Raw genomic sequence first — 22,815 nt, forward strand, 5'->3', positions numbered from 1 at the left:
GGCGTGCCGCGCGGCCGCCCGCGCCCTACCGTGGCGGTATGCTCCGCAGCCCCGTGCACGTGACCGGCGCTCCCAAGGGCCCCCTGCGCGGGGCTCTCGACGCCCTGCGCACCCGCCTCGACGTCCCCGGCGCGTTCCCGCCGGACGTGCTCGCCGAGGCCGACCGGGCCGCCCGGGACCCGGTGCTCCCGGTGCACGACGCCACCGACATCCCGCTGTTCACCATCGACCCGCCCGGCTCCCTGGACCTGGACCAGGCGCTGCACCTGTCCCGGCACGGCACCGGCTACCGCGTGCGGTACGCCATCGCCGACGTGGCCGCCTTCGTCGTACCGGACGGGCCGCTCGACCGGGAGGCACGGCGGCGCGTGAACACCTTCTACTTCCCCGACGGCCGCATCCCGCTGCACCCGCCGGTGCTCAGCGAGGGCGCCGCGAGCCTGCTGCCCGGGCAGACCCGCCCGGCCGTGCTGTGGACGATCGACCTCGACGCGGACGGCCGGACCACCGCCGTCGACGTCCGCCGCGCCCTCGTGCGCAGCCGGGCCCGGCTCGACTACGCGGGCGTCCAGCAGGAGATCGACGCGGGCACCGCGGAGGAACCCGTCGCCCTGCTGCAGACGGTCGGGCGGCTGCGCGAGGGGCAGGAGGCCGAACGCGGCGGTGTCTCGCTGCGCGTGCCCGAGCAGGAGATCGTCGCCCACGACCACACCTACGAGCTGACCTACCGCGCCCCGCTCCCCGCCGACGGCTGGAACGCCCAGATATCCCTGCTCACCGGCATGGCGGCGGCCGACCTGATGCTGGCGCACGGCACGGGCGTGCTGCGCACCCTCCCGCCGACCCCCGTCGGCGCCGTCGACCGGCTGCGCCGTACCGCGTTCGCGCTGCACATCGACTGGCCGCACCACGTCTCGTACGCGCAGCTCGTGCGCTCCCTCGACCCGCGCGAACCGCGCCACGCCGCCTTCCTCCAGGCGTGCGCCACGGTCATGGGCCACGCCGACTACACCGTCTTCCGCGACCATCGGATCCCGGAGCTGACCACGCACGCCGCGGTCGCCGCGCCGTACACCCACTGCACCGCCCCGCTGCGGCGCCTGGTCGACCGCTACACCGGCGAGATCGCCATCGCCGCCTGCGCGGGCAAGGAGCCGCCGGAGTGGGTGGACGCCGCGCTGGACGCGGTGCGCGCGCGGATGGCCGAGGGCGGCCGGCTCGCGAACAAGGTCGACCGGGCCTGCATCGCACTGGTCGAGGCGGCGGTGCTGCAGGGCCGGGTCGGCGAGGTCTTCCAGGGATGCGTGGTGGAACTGGAGGACCACCGCGGGACCGTGCAGGTGGAGTCGCCCGCGGTCATCGGCGAGATCCGCGGCGCCGGCCCCGGCACGCTGGGCGAACGACTGTCGGTACGGCTCACCGAGGCGGACCCGCAGGCGGCGAAGGTCAGCTTCGTCCCGGCGTGAGCGGGTCGCTTCGTCCCGGCGTGAGCGGGTCGCACGAGTGCGGTACGGGGGCCGGCTCCGCACCCGCGTGAGCGGCACGCACGAGTTCCGTACCGGAGCCGCGTAAGGCCCGGCGTCAGCTCCGTACCGGCATGAGGGCCCGGGCGAGTCCGTCGGGGTCGTCCGCGTGCAGCCGTACGACGCCGACCTCGCGCCGGCGGCCCAGCAGGGTGGTGTGGGTGACCGGCCGGGCCAGCTCCAGGTGAGCGTGGTCTGCCCGCCGACGGCGACGTCGAGCACGCCGGGGACGCGCTCCTGCCGCGCGCGCCGCTCACGCCGTACCGCTCGGATGTCCGCGCACGGAATGCTCAGGTCCACATGGGCGCCGTGGCGCACCCGCAGCACGTCCCCGTCGAGCAGGTGGGGGCGCACGACCGAGGCGGCGTGCAGGGCGACGACGAAGACGATCGTGTACAGGTCCAGGACGAGCACCACGGCGTGGGCCGCCGGCCACGCCCGCAGCAGGACGGACAGGGTGAACGTCTCGACCGCGCACACGAAGGCGAGACCGGCGGTCACGGCTCCCTGCCCCCGGGCGTAGCCGAACGCGCCGGCCGTGCCACGCGAGCCGGGGCGTCGCCCGGTCACCCCGAGCACCAGCCACCGCACGAGCCCCGCCAGCAGCCGCGCCTCGTGCCGGACCAGCGCGCGGGCCACTCTCACGGCCGCTCCCCGGCGACGAGGGCGAGCGCCCGCCGGAACGCCTCGGCCTGCGCCGGGGAGAAGTCGGCGCACACGGCCCGCAGAAAGGCGTCGCCCTCCGGGAGGCCCTCCTCGGGCACCAGCCCGCCCGGGACCGCCTCCGCCAGCGCCCGCGCCGCCTCCTCCACCCGCGGATCGTCGTCCGGTACGGCGCCGGCGAGGGCGTCGAGCAGGGCGTAGGCGCGCTCCGCCTTCCGTACGGCGTCCGGGTCGGCGAGCGCCTCGGTGAGGAGCCCGGTGATCCGCGCCCGCGCCTCGGGCGGCGCGGCCGTGTCGAGCAGGGCGAGGATCTCGCGGTCCTTGGCGGCCGTGAGGGAGCCGGAGCCGGGCACACGGGCGAGCAGCGCGGCGAGCTCGGCGGACACGGGCCCCTCGGCGGGCAGTTCCCCGGCGTCGAGCAGCGCGCGCAGCCGCCGCCGGGTGTCCCGGATGGCCGCTTCCTGCCGGGCGAGGTCCTCGTCCAGCTCGGTGAGCACCTCGACGAGGTCCTTCCCGGCGTCGTCCGCGAGCACGTCCCGCACCTCGGCGAGCCCCAGCCCCAGCTCGGTCAGCCGCCGGATCCGCGCGAGGACGACGGCGTGCCGCAGGGTGTAGTCCCGGTAGCCGTTGCCCAGCCGCTCCGGTTCGGGCAGCAGTCCGAGGTGGTGGTAGTGCCGTACGGCCCGCGGGGTGACCCCGACGACCGCGGCGAGTTCTCCGATCCGCATACGCCCAGTGAAGACGTTGACGCCGCGGCAGGGTCAAGCGGCGATTCACGCACGGACGTCGACCGGGAAGCCTCGACACCGCGGACTTTCTCCGAGCCCTCCCGCGTTGCACCCTCTGGGGAACCAGGGGGTGCAGTCATGAACGGACGCATGAACGGACGTATGAACGGACGGGAAGAGGCACGCTGGACCAGGGCACGCCTGGGCCGCTGCGGCCCGCCGCTCGACCTGCTCACCGCCTCCTTCGACCGGCACGTCTACGCCCCCCACGCGCACGAGGAGTACACCGTCGGCGTCTGCGTCGGCGGCTCCGAGGTGATCGCCTACCGCGGCGGCCGCGTGTACGCAGGGCCGGGCTCGATCGTCGTCCTCGCCCCCGGCGAGATGCACACCGGAGGCCCGGCCACCCCCACGGACGGCTACGCCTACCGCGCCCTGTACGCGGCGCCCGGCCTGCTCGCCGACGGCGTCCTCGGCGGGGAGCCGCACTTCCGCGAGGCGCTGCTCGACGACCCGGAACTCGCCACGGCCCTGCGCCTGACCCACACCGAACTCGCCGCCTGCCCCGACCCGCTGGAGGCCGAGTCCCGCCTGCCGTGGCTGCTGACGGCGCTGGCCCGCCGCCACTCCACGGCCCGCGCGGCCGACGACACGGTCCCCGGCGCCGACCGCATCGCCGCGGCCGTCCGCGACCGCCTGGCCGACGAACTCACCGCCCCGCCCTCCCTCGCCGACCTCGCCACCGGCCTCGGCCTGTCCCGCTACCAGCTGCTGCGCGCCTTCCGTACGGCGACGGGGGTGCCGCCGTACGCCTGGCTGGCCCAGTACCGAGTGACCCGGGCCCGCTCGCTGCTGGACTCGGGCCTGCGCCCCGCCGAGGTCGCCGCCCTGGTGGGCTTCGCCGACCAGGCGCACCTGACCCGCTGGTTCCGCCGGGTGCTCGGCGTGACCCCGGCGGCGTACCGCAACAGCGTCCAGGACGCCCGGTAGGCGCGGTGGCGTACCGCAACAGCGTCCGAGACGCCCGGTGAGACCCGGCGGCGTACCGCGACGGCGTGCGAGACGGCTGCCGTGGCGCGGCGGTGTACCGCGACGGCGGTCAAGATGCCCGGTGAGGCCGGGTGGCGTACCACAACGGCGTGCGAGATGGCTGCCGGGGCGCGGCGGCGTACTGCGACGGCGGTCAAGATGCCCGGTGAGGCCGGGTGGCGTACCGCAACAGCGTTCAAGACGCGCGGTGAGGCTCTGGCCGAGACTCGCGGCATGACTGCACGCGGCTGGTTCCTCTTCTCCCTCATGGGAGTGATCTGGGGCATCCCCTATCTCATGATCAAGGTGGCGGTGGACGCGGTGTCCCCGGCCACGGTGGTGTTCGTGCGCTGTGCGCTCGGCGCGGCCCTGCTGCTGCCGTTCGCCCTGCGCCAGCCCGGCCTCGGGCGCACGGTCCGCACCCACTGGCGTCCCCTGCTGGCCTTCGCGTGCCTGGAGATCATCGGCCCGTGGTTCACCCTGACCGACGCCGAACGGCACCTGTCCAGCTCCACGGCGGGCCTGCTGATCGCGGGCGTCCCGATCGTCGGCGTGACCTTCGCGCTCTTCCTGGGCGACCGTGAACGCCTCGGCCCGCGGCGTGTGATCGGCCTCGCCCTGGGCCTGGCCGGCGTCGGCGTCCTCACCGCGCCGCACCTGACCGGCGGCGACGCCCGCTCGCTGGCGGAGGTGCTGCTGACGGTGGTGGGCTACGCGACGGCCCCGCTGATCGCCGCGCGCCACCTGAAGGACGTCCCGTCCCTGCACCTGACGGCCCCCTGCCTGGCGCTGGCGGCGCTGGTGTACGCCCCCGCGGCCGCGCTGACCTGGCCGTCCGAGGTTCCCGCCCCGACGGTCCTGGCGGCCCTGGCCGGCCTGGGCGTGATCTGCACGGCGGTGGCCTTCGTGGCCTTCCTGGAACTGATCAAGGAGGCCGGCCCGACGCGGGCGACGGTGATCACATACGTCAACCCGGCGGTCGCGGTGGCGGCGGGCGCGATCTTCCTGAACGAGCACCTGACGGGGACGATCGCGGTGTCCTTCGCCCTGATCCTGGCCGGCTCGGTCCTGGCGACGGCCGCGGGTCCGGTACGGCGCGTGCGCCCGGTACCATGGTCGGCACGGCAGACGAGCCGGGCGGACGGCCGCGTGGAGTCCCCTTGACGGGGGGCTTCCCGAGGAACGTCCGGGCTCCACAGGGCAGGGTGGTGGCTAACGGCCACCCGGGGTGACCCGCGGGACAGTGCCACAGAAAGCAAACCGCCGGGGGCTTCGGCCCTCGGTAAGGGTGAAACGGTGGTGTAAGAGACCACCAGTGCCCAGGGTGACCTGGGCAGCTAGGTAAACCCCACCCGGAGCAAGGTCAAGAAGGGGGCACCCCGGTGCCCCTGCGCGGATGTTCGAGGGCGGCCCGCCCGAGTCCGCGGGTAGACCGCACGAGGCCGGCGGCAACGCCGGCCCTAGATGGATGGCCGTCGCCCGGCGCTCCGCGAGGAGCCCGGGAACAGAACCCGGCGTACAGCCCGACTCGTCTGCCGCCCCGCTCACTGAGCTGCGACAACACCCTCCAGCGGCCCCGTCAGACGGGGGCTGGGCGAGAATCTGGGGAGAATCGGGAGCCGCCGAGAGCTGAGCCGCCACCGGCCGCGGCAGCCGTGCGGGCAAAGCGGAGCCTTGACGGAGACAGGAGCCTTCCGTCATCCGTCTCATGTGGTGCCTTTAGTTCGCGGCGGGCGCGACGATCCAGAGTCCGCTACTCGCGCCCGGACAGCTCCTGTACTTCCTCCGCCGACGACGCTCTGCGCAGCGACCCCGATGCCACAGCACCGGAACGCTTGGTGCCCTCCCCATCCATGGCTTCCCGCAAAGCGTCCAACGAAGCCAGGCCACGCCCCTTGGCCTGGCTCAGGTAAGCCAACCAGTCTGCCGCGGCGTCCATTGCCACGTGGCCCGCAGGGGTGCGTGGCTCGTATCCTGCCGCGTCACCACTCTCGGCTGCCCATAGATAACCGATGACTTCTTCGTCGAGTGACACATCCACGAACTCGACCGGCGTCGAAGTCTCCGATTCATAACGCGGTGCGTCCTGTGGGATCTTTTCCTGCAGTCGCTCCGTACGTCGCGGAATCTCGAACATGTACCACGAGTCGAGAAGATCAGGATCGTCGTCCGGGAAATCCTCGAATCCGTCTTCTGTCGGAACGCCGTGGGCGCCGGGGTCCCACGGCTGAACCGGGGACCCGATCAGTTCGGTGATGGCGGCGAGAGCAGCCTTGAGACGCGGAGCATTCTCTTGTTGTACGTCAGGCTGCCTATGTCCCCGCAAATCGTGCGACAACCAAGCATCGGAGAACGTGTGCAAAGTGGTCGTCGTGACTCCGCTCGGCCACATGTCGAGCGATACGACGAAGAGTTGCCGGACGGCATGCGGCACACCTCCCCGGTAAGACGCCCCGGGCAGTGACAGGTCGATCGTCACGCACCCGACGTGCTGCCCGCTCAGCGTGCTGCAGGCGTCAAGGAGTGCGCTTTCGGCTCCGGCGTGGGGTGCTCCGGCCGGTACCCGTTCCTTCCGCAGCAGCACCGCACGGTTGTCTGCGTCGTGAACGGTGACGTCCGCCTCTGCCCTCGCCTCGACCATGCCGAGTGACCGAAGCGTCGCCCACACATCAAGCACCTGCCGCACGCATCGCACGATCAGGTCGCTTTCCGGGCTCGCGACCTTCGCCTCCCAGGACCAACTGCCGACAGGATCGATCGTCGTAATCACAAAATTCCTCGATGGATCGACTGTGACCTCCACGGACGTGGTGTTCGCGGTGGCCAGAGTTTCAGGGCACGATGATCAACCCCCGATTGGGGACGTAGAAGTCATGGGAAATCACCTGCACCGGTAGCGTCAGATGCGCGCTCCCCCTGTCGGCGTTCCCGCCTTGAGGTGTGCCGTGAGGGTCTGCAGTGCCGTCCAGGCAGTGGGGTCGGTGCCGTCGCCCAGGGGATAGTGCAGGGCCGGGGCCGACGGTGCGCCGAGTCGTACCGGTTTCATCGTGAGCGGGGGGCGGCGGGCGTGGGTGAGGCCTATGGTGCCGATGTCCCTGGGGCCGAGGGTGAAGGTGAGGGGGCTGGGTGGGGCGGTGAGAACCGGGGCCAGCGTCAGGTCCGTTCCTCCAGCCGTGAGGGTGGTGAGCATGGTCGTCAGGCCGTGGGCGTCGACGAGTTCCGCGGCCAGGGGCTCGAGGGCGTCGAGGGGGACCTGATCGGCCGACGGGTAGCCGACGGTGAGCGTGATCTCCTCGGCGACGCCGGCCGTGGTGCGGGTCGTGCGGTGCGTGGCGACCGCCGGTCGGTCGGGGGTGCCGACCACGAGCGCGTGGGTGGGCTCCGGTGAGCGGCTGCGCGCCAGGTCCGTCAACTGGCGTGGCGACCAGGGCAGGTTGATCGGTTCGGCCGTGCCCCAGCCGGCGGGCGGGGCGCCGGTCAGGTGACGCCAGGCCGTTTCGAGTGCGGTGCCGAGGACCAGGTCGGCGGCCGGAGAGCGCACGGTGCGCAGTGCCACCGTCAGGCGGCGTGCCGCGGTCGGCCGCGCGCCCCGCGCGAAGGCGTCGGCGACCTTGGCCGGGGAAGCGGTCGGCGAGAACGTGCCGTCCTGCCAGGAGAGTTCGGCGCCGGACAAGCCGTCGTAGTAGCCGCCTTGGGGATTTGCGACGACCCAGCGATTCGGTGCGCCGGCCAGGGCTGTGCGCAAGGGCAGGGTGAGGCGAACGTCCGGTGGAGTGACGAGGTGCAGGGCGCGGCCGGACGCCGCCGTGGTGCGCAGGACGTCGGACAGCCAGGTGGTGAGGCCTAGGACCGGGCGGTCCGCGAGGACCACCGCGGTGGAGTCGGTGAGGACGTCCACGGCGGGCAGGGCCCCGTCGGCAAGCGGTGTCGCGGTCACCGCCTCGTCGGCTTCGGCCGTTTCCACGACCGCCGTGCCGGCCGCCTCCCGCGGCCACGTCGTACCGCCCAGCAGCATGGCCAGACGTCCGCACACCGAGCCGGCCAGCGGTTCCGCCGTGGGAATCGCGGTGGAGGCGCGCGCCTCGGTCCACCAGTACGGAAGCTGTGGAGGGGTGACGTCGGGGCCGAGGAGGCGTTCGGCCTCACCCGGCACGTGCACCAGAAGTGGGGACTCAACGGAGACCAAGGGCCGGCCGGCCGGCGTGCACAGGTGGACGACGGCGCCGTCGTCGGTCGCGGTCAGGTGCAGATCCGGACCGCCGGCGTGCAGGGCGGCCAGCAGGGTCGGCGCGTCCGGCATCCTCTCCGTGAGCGCGATGACGTCCTTCGTCATGCCGGCGACTCCTGAGGTTCGGGCTCGGGGGCGAGGGCGGTCTGGATCAGTTGGTGGCGGCGGCCGCGGCGGACCAGGGTGCCGCGGCCGGGCGGCTGGGCGGAGGCGTACAGGCCCGGGAAGAGCTGGCCCTCGGTGCGGTCGCCGGTCATCACCACTGCCGTGGCGCCGGTTTCGCGCAGGGCCGTCAGGAACGGTTCGTACAGGGCGCGCGAGGCCCCGGCGACGCGGCGCGCGACGACGAAGTGCAGGCCGATGTCGCGGGCCGAGGACACGTACGGCAGGAACGGGGCGAGCGGCTGCTGGCCGGCCGCGGTGAGGATGTCGTAGTCGTCGACCAGGATCACGATCCGGGGGCCGGTGAACGAGGGCTCGTCGGCGAGGGCGTCGGGGTCGGCGGTCTCCGGCAGCCGCTTGGCGAGCTCGGTGGCGATGCCGGTGGCCAGTGCCTGGGAGAGGGCGGCATTGTGCGCGTAGCCGCCCCGGTAAGGTTCCGGGACGACGCCGCGCAGACCGCGCCGCGGGTCGAACACGCCGAAGACCAGCTCCTTGTCGCCGTAGCGGTCGATGAGGGCGCCGGTGATCAGCTTCAGCAGGTTCGTCTTGCCGCACTCGTTGTCGCCGAGCACCAGCAGGTGCTGGTCGGCGCCGAACAGGTCCAGGACGGTCGGGGAGAGCGTGTCCTGGTCGACGCCGATCGGCACCGCGTGCGGTTCCGCCACCGTGGAGGGCAGTCGCCCGGCGGGCAGCCTGGACGGCAGGACCCGTACGGGCGCGGCGAGTTCACCGTGCCAGGTGGCGCGCAGGGTGGCCGCCGCCTGCTCCAGGGCAGGGCCGAGACCGTCCGTCGTGGCGTGTGCGTCGATGCGGGGGAGTGCCGTCTGGGCGAACAGTTTGCCGTCCGTGAGCGCGCGGCCGGGCGTGTCCGCCGCGAGGGTCGCGGAGAGCTTGCGGTCGACGGAGGAGTCGGCGGGGTCGTTCAGACGCAGTTCGATGCGGCTGCCGAACAGGGACTGGGTGGCGATGCGCACGTCGTTCCAGCGCAGCATGCCGGCCACGACGTGGATGCCGTAGCCGCTGCCGCGCTTGAGCAGATCGGCGATGTGGTCGTCGAGGTGGGCGAACTCGTCGCGCAGCGCGCCGAAGCCGTCGACGATCAGCACCACGTCGGTGGAGCCGAGCTGGGGCAGCTCGCCCCTCGCGCGCGCCGCCCGCAGCTGGTCGACGGAGTCGATGCCGCGGTCGCGGAAGATCTCCTCGCGCTCGGCGAGCATGGCGCGTACTTCGGCGACGGTCCGGGCGGCGCGTTCGTGGTCGGCGCGGGTCGCGATGCCGCCGACGTGCGGCAGGCCGGACAGGGCGCTCAGTCCGCCGCCGACCAGGTCGAGGCCGTAGACGGCGACCTCGCGCGGCGTGTGGGTGAGGGCGAGGGAGAGCGCCATGGTGCGCAGCAGGGTCGTCTTCCCGGACGCCGGTCCACCGATGATCGCGGTGTGCCCGCCGGCGGTGTTCAGGTCGTGCACCCAGGTCCCCTGCCACTGCCGGGCCGGGTCGTCGAGAACCCCCAGCGGAATCCGCAACGGCCCTTCCTCGAGGGCGAGTCGCAGTCCGTCGGCGGAGGGCCGGACCGGGCCGGCGGCGCCGTCGAGGCTGACGGCGTCCGGGAGCGGTGGCAGCCAGATACGGCGTACGGGCGCGGCGGCGTCGACGAGCCGGTCCACCGCGACGCTGAGGACCGTCGGCCCCGTCTCGCGCTCCCGCGGTGCGGGCGCCTCCGCGTCCGGGGTGGAGGGCTGCGCGGCGACGGGGGCGTCGAACGCGGGGTAGGGCAGGGCGAGCGGCTCGGTGCCGGCGGCGGCCTCGTGCACCACGGGGCCGCGGTACGCCCCCGAGACGAAGCCCGCCTTGAAGCGTGTGTACGTGGAGGTGTCGACCTTGAGGTAACCGAAGCCGGGCAGCGGGGGCAGGTGGAAGGCGTCGGAGGTCTCCAGGACCGTACGCGACTCGTCCGCCGAGAACGTGCGCAGGCCGAGCCGGTACGACAGATACGTCTCCAGCCCCCTGAGCTTGCCGCCCTCGATGCGCTGGCTGGACAGCAGCAGGTGGACGCCGATGGAGCGGCCGATCCGACCGATGGACAGGAACAGGTCGATGAAGTCCGGTTTGGCCGTGAGGAGTTCACCGAACTCGTCGATGACGACGAACAGGTGCGGCAGCGGTTCGAGGTCGGGCCGGGACGTCGCGCGCAGCGCGCGATAGTGCCCGATGTCGGCGATGTTGCCCGCGTCCTTGAGGACCTGCTGGCGCCGCTTGATCTCACCGGCGAGCGAGGTGTGCACGCGCTCGACCAGCCCCGCCTGGTTCTCCAGGTTGGTGATGACGCCCGCGACGTGCGGCAGCGGGGCGAACGGGGCGAACGTCGCGCCGCCCTTGTAGTCGACGAGGACCATCGCCAGATCGTCCGGCGCGTGCGTCGTGACGAGCGCGAGGACCAGCGTGCGCAGGAGTTCGCTCTTGCCGGAGCCGGTCGCGCCGACGCACAGCCCGTGCGGGCCCATGCCGAGTTCGGAGGACTCCTTCAGATCCAGCAGCACCGGTCGGTGCTGGTCGTCCAGGCCGATCGGCACACGCAGGAAGTCCCGCTCCCCCCGCGGAGCCCACTGCCGGGCCGGGTCCAGCGCGGCCATGTCGTCGATGCCGAGCAGCTGCGGGAAGTCGACGGGCCCGGCGACGGGCGTGCCCTCGGTGGCGGACTCGGCGGACAGCCGCAGCGGTGCGAGCGCCCGCGCCAGGCCTTCGGCTTCGGCGGGGCTGGTGCGGTCGTACGTCCCCTGCGTCCGTACGACCTGCTGTCCGCGCAGGTCTTCCACCGTGACCTGGTCGCCGTCGACGGTGATGCGCACCGAGACGTGATCGGGCTCGTGCACCTGTTCGGCGAGGAGGTGCAGGACCGTGACGCCCATGTCGTCCAGGGCGACGGCGGCATCCGGTCGGGGGAGGTCCACGGCGTTCTCGCCGTACTCGTCGCTGAGGACGAGCAGCCGGTCGGTCAGGCCGAGCGCCTTCCGGTCGGACAGGCCACGGCGCACCTCGGCCGCGTACGAGGCACGCCGTCCCAGATCCGTGCCGATCACCTCGGCCAGCGGGATCAGGCCGGGAGCGATACGGCGGGCGGGGGCGCCGTCCCGGCCGGCCGGATCGAGGACGTGCGGAAGCCACTTCGTCCACTCCCACTCCTCGATCCGGTCCCCGGGCACGGCGACCGCGAGGGCCATGTCGTCCGGCGCGTGGGTCACGGCGGCCTGCACGAGCAGGGTGCGGGCCACCTGCAGGACCCCCGCACGGTCGCCGACGATGCTGATGTTGCCCGCCCGGTCCAGCGGCACGGTCAGCGGATGGTCGGGCACCGTGGTGAAGCGGGCCTGCAGGGCGCGCGCCTCGTTCAGCATGAACGGATCGGGTGGCGTCAGCACCCTTCCGGCAGCGTGCTGTCCGATGCTCAGCTCCTGCACCGATACGTCTCCGACTCCCACCCGCACCTCGAGGAAGTCGGCGTCCGTGCGGCGCCGTTCCCACAGCCGGGCGGGATCGCGCAGCACGTCGTACAGGGCCGCGGGCGCGGGGTGGAGCATGAGGGCGCCGCGGCGGCGTTCGCGTTCGGCGGCGCTCAGCTCGGCGCGCAGTTCCTCCAGGTACTCCAGGTAGCGTTCGCGCTGGAGACGCCGCTGCCGCTGGGCCTTGCCGCGCTGCGACAGGAACAGGGCGACCGCGCCCAGCAGCGCGATGACGAGCACGATCGCGCCCAGGCCCGCGAACTGGCTGGAGCGGATCACCGTCATCATCACGACCGAGCTCATGACGCCGGCCATCGGCAGCAGGGCTGTCGCCGGGCTGCCGGTCTTGCCTTCGGGGAGGTTCGGTGGCGATTCGATGGTGCGCGCCGGGGGCGGGAGCAGGGGGCGCAGGGAGCGGGCCGGGCGGTGGATCTGGTGCTGTGTCACCGGACGCGCACCGCCCGCTGAAGTGCCTCCGCGGCGAGCTGGGCGGCGGCGCGGCGGGTGGCCTCGCCGAGCCGGTCGGTCCTGATGGGGCCGCCACCGGCCAGGTGCCGGTCGTAGGGCAGATGCACGAGAGTGACTCCGGTTTCCCGCAGATGCGCTGCGGCGGCCTTCAGATCGAGAGCCGTGTCGGGCGTGGTCGAGACAAGGGCCACGACGGTGGAGGAAAGGGCCGCGTGCGGCAGCCCGCCGAGCCAGTCCAGGACGATCCGGGTGCCACCGACGCCCTCGGCGGTGAGCGGGGCGACGACCACCCGCGCGTGCGCGGTGTCCATCGCCGTGCGGGCCACCTCGCCGGGAAGCGTCTCGCAGTCCACGACCGTGACGGCGAAGTAGCGGCGCAGGGCGAGTGTGACGGCGCGGTAGGTGGGGATGTCGAGCGGGGCGCCCACCCGTCCCTGACTGGCGGGCAGCAGCCAGCCGCCGTCCGCGACCGGCACCAAGTAACCGGTGACGTCGGTCAGTTGCATCGACGGCGTGAGGATGCGGGCGAGTTCGACGCACGACCAGCGCACGGACTGCGCACCCATCCGCACCGGCAGCGTGCCCAGCGCGGCGTCCGCCTCCAGGGCGAGCACGGGGTCGTGCCGGTAGTGGCTGAACGTCCGCGACAGCAGGGCGGCGGTGGTGGTCTTGCCGACACCACCGCGGATCGACGTCACGGCGATGACCCGCCCCGTGGTCACCGGCTGCTGCAGCATGCTGCCGAGCCGGCTCTCCTCGGCGACCTCCTGCGCCGCGGACGCGGTCAGCCGGCGCAGTGACCGCCCCGAACGCCGGGCCAGCGAGTCGCCGTGCCGGGGGGAGCCGAGCGCGATGGCCAGGCGCGGGTCGAGGGCCGGCACGGACTCGGGGGTGGGGATCGGCAGGCGGGGCTGGCGGGGTGCCCGTACGGCGGGGGAGGTGTCGGTGGGAGGTGGGGGGAGGGGCGCGTCGGCCGCTCGGGGAGTGTCCACCGCCGGAGAGGCGGGGAGCGGGGGTTCCTGGGGCGGCGCGCTCTGGGACGGCGCGGTCTGGGCTGGCGGTGCTGGGGTGTGCGGGTGCGGGTGCGGGTGCGGGTGCGGGTCCAGGTCCGGAGACGGGCTGGGCGGATACGCGGTCGGTACGGCGACGTGCCCGGTGGTGGAGGCGGTGCCGTGCCCGGTGGTGGACGTGGGGGCGGGCCGCCCGGGATGCGGGCGTGCCGCGTCCGGGTGGCGTACGGGCAGCGCGGGACGGTCACCGCCGGAGGCGACCGCGTCGGAGCTCTCGGGCGCGTGGGTGTTCTCAGGCGCGTGGGTGGGCCTCAGCTCGCGCAGCACGTCGTCCTGCCAACGGCCGGAAGTCGTCATCACCGCCACCTCCTCAGGCGAAGGTGCCGAGCAGCCGCCCGTACACGCCGAACACCCCGAGCAGCAGCGGGAACAGCGCGATCACACCGGCCGACTCCAGTGCGTCGCCGGCCTTGCGCAGCCGTACCCGCACATGCTCGGCCGGCTGCACGGCCAGCACACCGAACGACAGCAGGACGCATACGACGAGCGCGGCGAGCGGAGCGGCGGCGCCGCCGTGCTCCCGCCACAGCCAGGCCAGTCGCAACGCCACCACCACGGACGCCGCGAGGAGCGAGACGACCTCCGCGACCAGCGGGTAGGCGCGCGCTCGCAGCGCCAGCACGACGGTGACGGTGGCTGCCAGCACCACCGTCCACACGGTCACGGTCCGCACCGTCAGGACCCCGGCGACGGCGGCGGAGGCGGCGAGGACGACCGTGGCGAGGGCCAGCCCGCGGTGCGTGGCGGCCAACGCGGTCGCCACCCGGTAACGGCTGACCGACGCTCCGGCGGCGCGCCGGTCGTCCAAGGCGGACAGCCCGGACGCGGCCAGCGCCAGCCGGGGCAGCACGCCGAGCGCCACCACGGACACCACGGCGAGCAGCGCGCCGGCGCGGGTGGCACCCGCCGTGCCGCTCTGCAGGGCGAGCGCGGCCTCCCAGCACGCGCCGGCCCCGGCCAGGGCGCCTGCCCCCAGCACCGCGCCGCGTCCGAACGGCGAGAACCAGCCGAGCAGCAACAGCGTCACCACGGCGACCGTAAGAACAGCGGCCAACCGCACGGGTCCCGACCAGGCTTGAGCATCGGCCAGCGCCCAAGCACCCTGGGCACCCACCGTGGCACTCACACCGATCAGCGCGGCGGCGGGCCCCTTGCTGCCGACGCGGCCGAACAGGGCACCGGCGGCCGCGGCCACGACGGCACTCACGAGGAGTCCCCATCCGGCTGCCCCGGCCTGGAAGCCCTGACGGGCGAAGAAGCCGGCGGCGAGCGCCCACCCGACGCTCGCGCCCGCGGCCACGACACGACGGGACCGTGCGTCCCAGCGCCAGGTCCTTACGTCGAGGTCGCGGGCGGCCTCGTCGCTCACGTCGTGGACGACCGGCGCGGACGGCGCGTCCTCGACGCGCACCAGGCGCAGCACGGCACCGTCGGGCACCCCGGCCGACTCCAACGTGGCGTCGGGCTCCAGGGCGGTGCCGTCCGCCCTCACCAGGTGGCGTGCCTCGGGGCGTTCGCCCACCCGGTCGTCGAGAAGCCGCATCACCTCGGGCAGCAACACCCCGATCGGCTCCCGGGACGGCAGTACGAGGTCCACCCGCCGCCGCTCGCCGACCAATGTGACTCGACTCAATGCCGTACGGTTCACAGTCCCCCGGGATATCACGCGTTCGAACCTATCATCGGGCCGAAAGCGCAGGCTGCGGCGTTCCGGTGGCCGGCGCGGAGGGCACGGACGTCCCGTAAGGAGCCTTCCCCACCACCCGGTGGCTGATGAAGGACCACCCCACGCATCCGGCACACACGACGGCGGCGATCACCACACCGGCGAACGCCTTCCCGATCCGCTCGTCCACGGTCCGCCGCTGCCGCTGCCCCCCGAACAGAAGCGCATCCCGCAACCGCCGACGCCGCACGGCCACCGACTCGAGTAGTTGACTGTCGTAATCCTGGGCTGACATGTCGTAGCTTCGGTTCGGGTGCTATCAGGTGGGGAACTCGCCCAGCCAGGTGCGGTGGAGGAGATGGTGGGGCAGGTACTCGGATTCGACCTCGATGGGGAACCCGCCGTCGTAGGCGAGACAGGCGATGGCCAGTGGCCCGAGAGCGATACTGCCGTCGATGTCCTTCTCTCGCTCCTCGGTCACAGTCCAGTAGGCCTTGTGGAGCTTCAACGCATCGACCAGGGCGGGGCCGAACCCTTCCGTGTCCCTGCGGACGAAGTGGTAGAAGAGGTTGATCGGTGGGTAGAGCTGGCCATCGAGAAGATCACGAGGAGCGATCCGCGCCACGGAGGGGTCCGACATCTCGAATGTCGCTGTGAGCTTTTCCACGAGACCCGGCCGTCGCAGCCAGTACGTCTGCAGGGTGTCCACCCAGTGGTAGATGTACTCGTCGTACTGTCCCTCGGGTGCCCGCAGCCGCTCCAGCGGGATCTCGCAGAGCTGCGTCATCCGCTGCTGGTCACGACAGACGACGGCCAGCCAGAAGGCCGTGAGCCAGGTGCCCGCGGCCGCGGTTGAGAGCGGACCGGTCGCTGCGAGCCTGCGTGTCTTGTGATGGATGCGGCATTCGACGGTTCCTTCATTGATGCTCGTCACCGAGAAGAGCGCCGAGCCCAGTTGCATCGCGTCGACCGCGGTCTCCCAGGTCTCGAGCTTCGCGGCCCTGGGATCAATGACGCAGCGCGCACGCAAGGCCATGACAGCGGTCTTGAACCTGGAGTCGACGAGCGCCGTCGATGCTTCAAGACGGTCGATGCCCTTGACCGAGTGCTCGATGAGCCGCTCCGTGAACTGCTCGGCCTCGGGGCCGGCCGGTAGTGCATGCCGGGCGATGTGTACGGTCACGGAAGCGTTCCCTTGCTGATGTCGAACCGGCGGTACAGGTAGCCAGTGTATTTTCCAGTGTTCTTCTGACCCTTGACTACCACATATTCTAGCTTATTGTCTTCGAAGGCTTTTCTCAGGTCCTCGACCAGGTCGAATTCGCCACGCTTTTCCATGGCTTCAACGATGTCGAGAAAGTATTCTTTACTTCCTTGCGAGGCTCGCCGTCCGTCGGCGAGTTTACGGCTGCCCAGTTCTGTACCAGGGCTGCTCTTGGCCTCGACAACGACGATTCGGCCGTCGTCATGCTTCCAAACCTGATCGAACTGGTCGTTGCCGTTTTTCGGGCCGAGTAGACTCTGCTCCTCGAAGTCGCTGTAATTTTCGGCAATGTAGTGATGGCGGGCCGCGGCTTCGCCAAACTGCTCGGTCGCATCACCCATGGCGGTGTGCGATTCCTTGTATGTTCCGCGTGCCTCCGCCCATTCGGCGCCGGTTTCAGTGGTGCCGTGAACCTGGTGGACTTCACCGGCGTGTGCCGTCCACTTTCTGACGAGGTTGTCCCACTGTACGGCGAAGTAGCGCTTCTGCGCTGCTGCATTCAGAAGGGCAAGTCGCGATTTATCCTTTACGGTATCGGCGCCAACGTTGACGTAGTCGTCGTCCAGGTAGTGTGGCTCCGGAGCGGCAGGAGTCTCCTTGGCGTTGACCCAAGGTCCGTCATCGGACAGCTTGGCGAGCTGGGGCGGTGCGTATCCGCTCTCGTCGCGGAGGTCCACATCCTTCCGCCAGCCGAGATTCTTCTTGTAGAAGTGCTCGTAATACCCAGGCTCATGATTGGCGCGATACACCTGGATTTGTTGTATCTGTTCCAGCGACAGTGAGCCGCGAGGCCCGTACGGGTTGGGGCCCTCATGCATGAAAGGCGGGCGCTGGGCGTCGGCACGCTGACTTGGGATGCCACTGTCCGGATCGACCGTGGCACCGGTCTCGTTGCCTGTTTCGTCTTCAGCGCTGTGGTGGGTGTCGTTGTGGCCGCCGTTCCCACCGCTGCTACCGCTGCCAGAGCTGTGCCCCGCGGGTGTCCCATGACCGGTTCGGGACGGAAGGTCTTCTGGCATGCGGTGGACGGTGTCTGCGGCGCCCGCAGTCGCGTGCCCCGGATCCAACCGTCTTCCCGGTTGTGTCGTGTCAGCAGCGGAAGACATTTCGGAACGTGCACCGACGGGCTCGGGCCGTCGGACAGGAGGTTCACTGTGGGGTGACCGCGGGGTGAGCCGGGCGCGGTCAGCCGCGCTGGATTCGTGTGCGGCTTCCGTGGCGTGTTGGCGCAGCGTTCCGTCTGCGTTGAGGATGTGGCCCTCGTCCGTGAGGTAGACGATCTTGCCGGTCGTCTTGTCCAGGTAGGGGATCGCGGTGTCCGGGATACCGGGGGAGCGGAGGGTGTTCGCTTCTTCGAGGAGGTCCGTCGCTGCGCTGGTGTGCAGGTTTCGGAGGGCGGTGAAGGTGTCGCCGACCTTGACGAAGGCGAACTTGCCCGCCTTGCCCACGTAGGTCATGGGGTCGATGACCCGGCCGACCTTTCCGGCGGCGGAAGCGACGCGGGCCGCCGCCCCTGCCTTGCCGGTGCCTGATGCCGCGGCGCCGGCACCCTCGGTGCCCAGAATGGTCAACACGTTGAAGCCGAAGCCGCCGGCGGCGCGGGCAGGGTTGGTCTTCCACTGGTCCCAGGCGAGGAAGCCCTTCACCGTCTGCTTGTAGACGGTGCGGGAGTCGCGCAGCCAGGACGGCAGCTCCTTGTCGGGGACCAGCCACCAGGCACCCATCGTCGCGGAGGTGAGGGCGGCGGCCGTGCCCAGCTTGGCAAGGTTCGTCCAGGCCTCGCCGGCGGCGTCCCAGCCGTCCCAGCCGACGAGGGTGCCCAGACCGTGGACGGTGGCCACCACGCCGTCGTACCAGATGCCGTCCCAGACCTGCTTGCCCTGGTGGACCACCCACGCCCAGCCCTCGTACTCCTTCTCCGCCGGCGCGCCCCACGGGGTTTCCTGCGCCTGGTCGAGGACGGCGGCGTCGAAGCCGTACATGTTCTTGCCGTGGGAGCCGTCGTCGGCGACCAGCGGCGTGCCGCCGATCAAGGCCATGATCTTGTTGTAGGCCTTGCGTTCGGCGGCCTCGAAGGCGGCGACCGTGTGGTTGACGTCGTGCCAGAGGTCGTTGTTCCGGTCGACCTTGTCGTGGTCCTTGCGCCAGTCGTCGTCGCCGGACACCGAGTTCACGAAGGCGGTCGCCTCCGCCTTCAGCGCGTCCAGCTTCTGCACCAGGGGCTGGACCTCGAGACTGTAGTCCGACAGGGCGCCGGCGACCTGCTCCAGGCCGTCGGCGAAGGCGTCGGACTTCTGCTGCACCGGCAGCGTGGTGCCGAACAGCTGCTCCGCCTCGGGCGCCGAGTAGAACGCGGACAGCTGCTGGAACGTGGTGTGCAGGTTCGAACCCGACGCCCGGAACTGGCTGGCGTTCGCGGTCAGCAGCATCACATCGGTGTCCAGGGTGCCCAGGTCGCCGATGAAGTGCGGTATGCCGGACGGATCGATCAGCTTCGCCTCGTCGCCCATGGTCACCGGCCCTTCGCGCCGTCGCCGGCCTTGTTCACGCCGGGCAGGTCCACCTTCGGCTCCTTGGCCGCCTCCCGTTGCGCGTTCAGGGCCTGCTCCACCGCGCCGGCCATGTAGGCGCGAGTGGCCTGGTCCGCGCCGTTCAAGGACTTCGACGCCCGCTTGGCGATGTACACCAGGTCCCGGCTCCAGTGCTGGACGAACTGGGCCAGCGCCGAGCCGACCAGTCCCGCCGTGCTGGTGTACGGACCGTATTGACTGGTCAGTGTGCCGGCAGCGGAAGCGGCCTCCTCCAGGTTGCCCTGCATCGCGCTGCCGGTCTCCGACATGCTCTTCGCAGCGGCGCCGCAGTCGGACAGCACCTTGTACACCCCGGTCGGGTGAATGTCCCACCCCGTCACAACAAGCACCCCGTCACAACAAACCCTCTGTTCCCCGTTGACCTCTTCGCCGGCGATCCGCCCGGCCGTCGGCTGTGTCAGCCGATGTTGTCCACTGCTGCCTTGGCCTTGGCGAGGGTGGCCTGGGCTGTGGTGTCGTTCTGTTCCAGCGTGGTGCGGACCAGGCGGATGATCTCCCGTACCTCGGTCGCGGCCCGCTGCCAGCGGATCTCCTTGCCGTGGTACTCGTCCGAGACGCCGTCGGCCCGGAAGTCGGCCATCGCGGCCTTGACCGCCCGGTCGCGGTCGGTCAGGACGCGCTCCAGCTGGCCGATGATGCCGGCCAGGCCGATCTGTACGTCGGCGGACGCGCCCGTGTCGTACGAACGGCGGTCGTCGTTCTGAGGCATGGTTCAGCTCCCCCTGTGATGCGGTTGGCAGTGTGCGGTACCGGTGGCGGCGGTTATCGGGAGCCGAAGCGCGCCGCGTCGAAGTTGGCCATGCTCATGTTCTGGTGCGCGTTGTCGCCCAACTCCACGTCACCGCTGCCGAACGCGTTGTCCATGCCGGACTGGCCGCCCAGGATCGCGCCCAGCGAGCTGTTCAGATCGGCCGTGATCTCGTCGGCGTGCGCCTTGAACGTGTCGAACGCGGCCTTGCCGGCGCCGTTGAACTTGCCCTCCAGCGGCTCGGCCGCCTGGATGAGCAGCCGGATCAGCGTTCCCAGATCGGTGCTGGAACCCGCCGTGCTCGTCCCGAGCTGCGACAGGGTCGTCGACCCCATGTCGAACTTCATCAACTCACCCCCGTGAGTGTGCTTAACGTATCGAACATCCTCACGTATATCGGGTTGCAGACGCAACGCGGAAAGGAGGACGTGGCGCGATTTGTCAGGTGGGGCGCAGGGTTCGGGTCAGGAGGGGGAGGAGGTTGTTCCAGTGGTGTTGCAGGGCCGGGGCGTTGAAGGCGGCTGTGTCGCGCATGGTGAAGCCGTGGGTGGTGGCGGGGTAGATCTCCGAGGTGCCCTCTACGCCCGCGGTGGCGAGGGTCCGGTCGAGGTCGGCGAGGGACTCGGGGGTCAGGTCGCCTTCGGCGTGGGCCAGGTGGACGCGGGCGGTCAGCCGGGAGAACGGGGCGGGGCCGTCGGCGTTCACGGGGGCGTGGAACGCGGCGAGGGCGGCCACCCGGCCGGGGTGGGCCGCCGCGGTGCGCAGCGCCAGGAGGCCGCCGATGCAGTAGCCGGTCACCGCGACCGGGCCTGCGGCGACCTCGGGGCGGGTGGTGAGGAAGGCGAGGTAGGCGGCGGCGTCGCTCAGGACGCGTTCGGGGGTGTGCGCCTCGATCATCGGCATCACCCGGGCGAAGAGCGCGGGGCGGACGTCCTCTCCGATGTGCTCGGGGAGGTCCAGTACCGGGGCGGGGCCGTGGCGGTGGAAGATGTGGGGGACCAGTACGTAGTAGCCGTGGCCGGCCAACTGGGCGGCCATCTCCCGCAGTACCGGTCGCAGGCCGAAGCCGTCCGGGTACATCAGCACCGCCGGGTGCCGCTCACCGCCGTCGGGGTAGGCGGCGAAGGCGTCGGCCGGGCCGGCCGCGGTGGGGATCTGCAACGTCTCGCTGGGCATACCGGTCTCCTGTCGTCGTCGATCTGTCGAGGTTGTGATCAACGCGACGGAGGTGGGGCTCGGGTGGTGGTGCGGGTGCGGATGCGAGGTCGTTGCGGCAACTGCGGCCCTTGGACGGGCCCTTTGGCGCTCAGGGGAGCGCCGGGTCGCCGATCCGTGTGTGGCGCAAGGCCGTCCCGGTCTTCATGATCTCACCGTAGTGCACCCGTTCCGGTGCGGCCGGCCCGGGCCGGTCGGTTCCGGCCACGGCGCCGGCCGCACCGGTCGGCAGTGTCACATCGGCGGGTTGCCGTGTTTGCGTTCCGGCAGGGTCGTCTGCTTCGCGCGGAGCATGGCCAGCGAGCGGATCAGGACGATACGGGTCTCGCCCGGGTCGATGACGTCGTCCACGAGGCCGCGTTCGGCCGCGTAGTAGGGGTGCATCAGCTCGGACTTGTACTCCTTGATCAGACGGGTGCGGGTCGCCTCCGGGTCGTCGGACGCGGCGATCTCGCGGCGGAAGACCACGTTCGCGGCGCCCTCCGCGCCCATCACCGCGATCTCGTTCGTCGGCCAGGCGAACGACAGGTCGGCGCCGATCGAGCGGGAGTCCATGACGATGTACGCGCCGCCGTAGGCCTTGCGCACCACCAGCGAGATGCGCGGGACGGTCGCGTTGCAGTAGGCGTACAGCAGCTTCGCGCCGTGCCGGATGATGCCGTTGTGCTCCTGGTCGACGCCCGGCAGGAAGCCGGGGACGTCCACCAGGGTCACCAGGGGGATGTTGAAGGCGTCGCAGAACTGCACGAAGCGGGCGGCCTTCTCCGAGCCGTGGATGTCCAGGACGCCGGCCAGCGCGGTCGGCTGGTTGGCGACCAGGCCCACGACATGGCCGTCCAGCCGGGCCAGCGCGCACACCACGTTCTGCGCCCAGGACTCGTGCACCTCGAAGTACTCGCCGTCGTCGACGATCTCCTCGATCACCGCGCGCATGTCGTACGCCCGCTGGGGGTCGGCCGGGACGAGGGAGGTCAGGGCGTCGGTGCGGCGGTCGGCCGGGTCGTCGCCGCGCAGCACCGGCGGCAACTCGCGGTTGTTCTGCGGCAGCAGGGACAGCAGGTGGCGGACGTCGGCGAGGCACTCCTCCTCGTCGTCGTAGGCGAAGCCGGACACGCCGGAGAGGGACGCGTGCACGTCCGCGCCGCCCAGGCCGTCGTGGGTGATCCGCTCGCCCGTGACCGCCTGCACCACGTCCGGGCCGGTGATGAACATCTGGGACGTGCCGCGCACCATGAACACGAAGTCGGTGAGCGCGGGGGAGTAGGCGGCGCCGCCCGCGCACGGGCCCAGGATGACGCTGATCTGCGGGATCACGCCGGAGGAGCGGGTGTTGCGGCGGAAGATGCCGCCGTAGCCGGCGAGTGCGGTGACGCCCTCCTGGATGCGGGCGCCGGCGCCGTCGCTCAGGCCGACGACGGGTGCGCCGGCCGCCTCCGCCAGGTCCATCACCTTGTGGATCTTCTCCGCGTGGGCCTCGCCGAGGGCTCCGCCGAAGACACGGAAGTCATGGGCGTACGCGAAGACCGTGCGGCCGTGCACGAGGCCCCAGCCGATCACCACGCCGTCGCCGTGCGGCTTGCGCGTCTCCAGGCCGAAACCGGAGGCGCGGTGCCGGCGCAGCGGCTCTATCTCGGTGAACGTGCCCTCGTCGAAGAGGAGTTGCAGCCGCTCGGGGGCGGTCAGCTTGCCCTTGGCGTGCTGGCGCCGGGTGGCCTCCGGGTCGGGGCCCCGGCTCAGCTCCTCCTTCAGCCGTTTCAGCTCGTCGGTGGAGCGTTGCAGATCGGGAGCGGGGGCGAGCGCGAGCAGTTCGTCGAAGGTCGTCATTGCCGCACCGTAGGAAGCGGTGCTCGAAGGCTCCGCCATGTCTTCTGGAGAACGGCTCGACTCCGGGGGCCGGGGGCCCTTCGCGGGGCGGGGCCGTCACCGGGAGTCCGCCGCCCGGACCGTCGCCGGCCGACCCGCG

16 protein-coding genes, 1 other RNA gene and 1 pseudogene are annotated in these 22,815 nt (G+C 71.6%); 4 read left to right on the forward strand and 14 right to left on the reverse strand.

Translation table 11 applies throughout. The features are described from left to right. The first annotated feature begins 38 nt into the window (after positions 1–38). Positions 39–1,466, forward strand: a complete 1,428-nt coding sequence (locus ACF1AL_RS03245; RefSeq protein WP_391825414.1) for an RNB domain-containing ribonuclease — start codon at positions 39–41, stop codon at positions 1,464–1,466. 698 nt (positions 1,467–2,164) lie between these two features. On the opposite strand, the gene ACF1AL_RS03250 is transcribed toward ACF1AL_RS03245, so the two are convergent. Continuing rightward, positions 2,165–2,914 carry a MerR family transcriptional regulator gene (locus ACF1AL_RS03250; protein ID WP_391697114.1) on the reverse strand — a complete coding sequence of 250 codons (750 nt, stop codon included), beginning with the start codon at positions 2,912–2,914 and terminating at the stop codon, positions 2,165–2,167. 162 nt (positions 2,915–3,076) lie between these two features. Here ACF1AL_RS03250 and ACF1AL_RS03255 point away from each other — a divergent pair, with 162 nt between their 5' ends. From ACF1AL_RS03255 to rnpB, 3 genes and pseudogenes are all read left to right on the forward strand, one after another. Continuing rightward, positions 3,077–3,904, forward strand: a complete 828-nt coding sequence (locus ACF1AL_RS03255) for an AraC family transcriptional regulator (RefSeq protein WP_366837122.1) — start codon at positions 3,077–3,079, stop codon at positions 3,902–3,904. 336 nt (positions 3,905–4,240) lie between these two features. Next, positions 4,241–4,957: pseudogene (locus ACF1AL_RS03260) on the forward strand (DMT family transporter); the annotation flags it as partial. A gap of 115 nt (positions 4,958–5,072) precedes the next feature. Continuing rightward, an RNA gene (gene rnpB / locus ACF1AL_RS03265) (RNase P RNA component class A) lies at positions 5,073–5,478 on the forward strand. A 218-nt stretch (positions 5,479–5,696) separates the two neighbouring features. Here the strand turns inward: rnpB and ACF1AL_RS03270 are convergent. The 13 genes from ACF1AL_RS03270 to ACF1AL_RS03330 form a co-directional block, all read right to left on the reverse strand. After that, the gene (locus ACF1AL_RS03270; protein WP_391825415.1) at positions 5,697–6,713 is read right to left on the reverse strand and encodes a hypothetical protein; all 1,017 of its coding nucleotides are present in this window, start codon (positions 6,711–6,713) and stop codon (positions 5,697–5,699) included. Between the two features lie 129 nt (positions 6,714–6,842). After that, positions 6,843–8,276 carry a DUF6177 family protein gene (locus ACF1AL_RS03275; protein ID WP_391825416.1) on the reverse strand — a complete coding sequence of 478 codons (1,434 nt, stop codon included), beginning with the start codon at positions 8,274–8,276 and terminating at the stop codon, positions 6,843–6,845. Then, positions 8,273–12,277: a type VII secretion protein EccCa gene (eccCa, locus tag ACF1AL_RS03280; protein ID WP_391819297.1), complete on the reverse strand. Its 4,005-nt coding sequence runs from the start codon at positions 12,275–12,277 to the stop codon at positions 8,273–8,275. The genes ACF1AL_RS03275 and eccCa overlap by 4 nt, the downstream gene beginning before the upstream one ends. Further along, positions 12,274–13,665: a type VII secretion protein gene (locus ACF1AL_RS03285; protein ID WP_391825417.1), complete on the reverse strand. Its 1,392-nt coding sequence runs from the start codon at positions 13,663–13,665 to the stop codon at positions 12,274–12,276. Before ACF1AL_RS03285 ends, eccCa begins: the two co-directional genes overlap by 4 nt. 13 nt (positions 13,666–13,678) lie before the next feature. Beyond that, positions 13,679–15,001 (reverse strand): type VII secretion integral membrane protein EccD, encoded by a 1,323-nt coding sequence (gene eccD / locus ACF1AL_RS03290; protein ID WP_391825418.1) that lies wholly within the window; start codon positions 14,999–15,001, stop codon positions 13,679–13,681. Positions 15,002–15,047: 46 nt separating this feature from the next. Continuing rightward, entirely contained in the window at positions 15,048–15,329 is a 282-nt protein-coding gene (locus tag ACF1AL_RS03295) for a hypothetical protein (protein WP_391697137.1), read from the reverse strand. Positions 15,330–15,353: 24 nt separating this feature from the next. Beyond that, entirely contained in the window at positions 15,354–16,217 is an 864-nt protein-coding gene (locus ACF1AL_RS03300) for an immunity 49 family protein (RefSeq protein WP_391825419.1), read from the reverse strand. Further along, the gene (locus ACF1AL_RS03305; RefSeq protein ID WP_391825420.1) at positions 16,214–18,808 is read right to left on the reverse strand and encodes a hypothetical protein; all 2,595 of its coding nucleotides are present in this window, start codon (positions 18,806–18,808) and stop codon (positions 16,214–16,216) included. The genes ACF1AL_RS03300 and ACF1AL_RS03305 overlap by 4 nt, the downstream gene beginning before the upstream one ends. Before the next feature lie 2 nt (positions 18,809–18,810). After that, on the reverse strand, positions 18,811–19,209 hold the full coding sequence (locus ACF1AL_RS03310) for a DUF6507 family protein (RefSeq protein WP_366837033.1): 399 nt from the start codon (positions 19,207–19,209) through the stop codon (positions 18,811–18,813). Positions 19,210–19,286: 77 nt separating this feature from the next. Further along, the gene (locus ACF1AL_RS03315; protein WP_366837032.1) at positions 19,287–19,598 is read right to left on the reverse strand and encodes a pore-forming ESAT-6 family protein; all 312 of its coding nucleotides are present in this window, start codon (positions 19,596–19,598) and stop codon (positions 19,287–19,289) included. Positions 19,599–19,651: 53 nt separating this feature from the next. Continuing rightward, positions 19,652–19,984 carry a hypothetical protein gene (locus ACF1AL_RS03320; RefSeq protein ID WP_366837031.1) on the reverse strand — a complete coding sequence of 111 codons (333 nt, stop codon included), beginning with the start codon at positions 19,982–19,984 and terminating at the stop codon, positions 19,652–19,654. 94 nt (positions 19,985–20,078) lie between these two features. Next, complete coding sequence (locus ACF1AL_RS03325) at positions 20,079–20,813, reverse strand: dienelactone hydrolase family protein (RefSeq protein ID WP_391825421.1); 735 nt, start codon at positions 20,811–20,813, stop codon at positions 20,079–20,081. 273 nt (positions 20,814–21,086) lie between these two features. Continuing rightward, positions 21,087–22,676: an acyl-CoA carboxylase subunit beta gene (locus tag ACF1AL_RS03330; protein WP_366837029.1), complete on the reverse strand. Its 1,590-nt coding sequence runs from the start codon at positions 22,674–22,676 to the stop codon at positions 21,087–21,089. Between the last annotated feature and the right edge of the window lie 139 nt (positions 22,677–22,815).

The sequence above is a fragment of the Streptomyces sp. NPDC014801 genome, assembly GCF_043082085.1.
Classification (GTDB): Bacteria; Actinomycetota; Actinomycetes; order Streptomycetales; family Streptomycetaceae; genus Streptomyces.

Excerpts from the sequence above, each read along its gene's own strand:
- ACF1AL_RS03295 (WP_391697137.1), bottom strand. The coding sequence starts at position 15,329 with ATGTCAGCCCAGGATTACGACAGTCAACTACTCGAGTCGGTGGCCGTG.
- ACF1AL_RS03305 (WP_391825420.1), bottom strand. The coding sequence starts at position 18,808 with ATGGGCGACGAGGCGAAGCTGATCGATCCGTCCGGCATACCGCACTTC.
- ACF1AL_RS03275 (WP_391825416.1), bottom strand. The coding sequence starts at position 8,276 with ATGACGAAGGACGTCATCGCGCTCACGGAGAGGATGCCGGACGCGCCG.
- ACF1AL_RS03255 (WP_366837122.1), top strand. The coding sequence starts at position 3,077 with ATGAACGGACGGGAAGAGGCACGCTGGACCAGGGCACGCCTGGGCCGC.
- ACF1AL_RS03250 (WP_391697114.1), bottom strand. The coding sequence starts at position 2,914 with ATGCGGATCGGAGAACTCGCCGCGGTCGTCGGGGTCACCCCGCGGGCC.
- ACF1AL_RS03245 (WP_391825414.1), top strand. The coding sequence starts at position 39 with ATGCTCCGCAGCCCCGTGCACGTGACCGGCGCTCCCAAGGGCCCCCTG.
- ACF1AL_RS03315 (WP_366837032.1), bottom strand. The coding sequence starts at position 19,598 with ATGCCTCAGAACGACGACCGCCGTTCGTACGACACGGGCGCGTCCGCC.
- ACF1AL_RS03330 (WP_366837029.1), bottom strand. The coding sequence starts at position 22,676 with ATGACGACCTTCGACGAACTGCTCGCGCTCGCCCCCGCTCCCGATCTG.
- ACF1AL_RS03285 (WP_391825417.1), bottom strand. The coding sequence starts at position 13,665 with ATGACGACTTCCGGCCGTTGGCAGGACGACGTGCTGCGCGAGCTGAGG.
- ACF1AL_RS03325 (WP_391825421.1), bottom strand. The coding sequence starts at position 20,813 with ATGCCCAGCGAGACGTTGCAGATCCCCACCGCGGCCGGCCCGGCCGAC.
- ACF1AL_RS03320 (WP_366837031.1), bottom strand. The coding sequence starts at position 19,984 with ATGAAGTTCGACATGGGGTCGACGACCCTGTCGCAGCTCGGGACGAGC.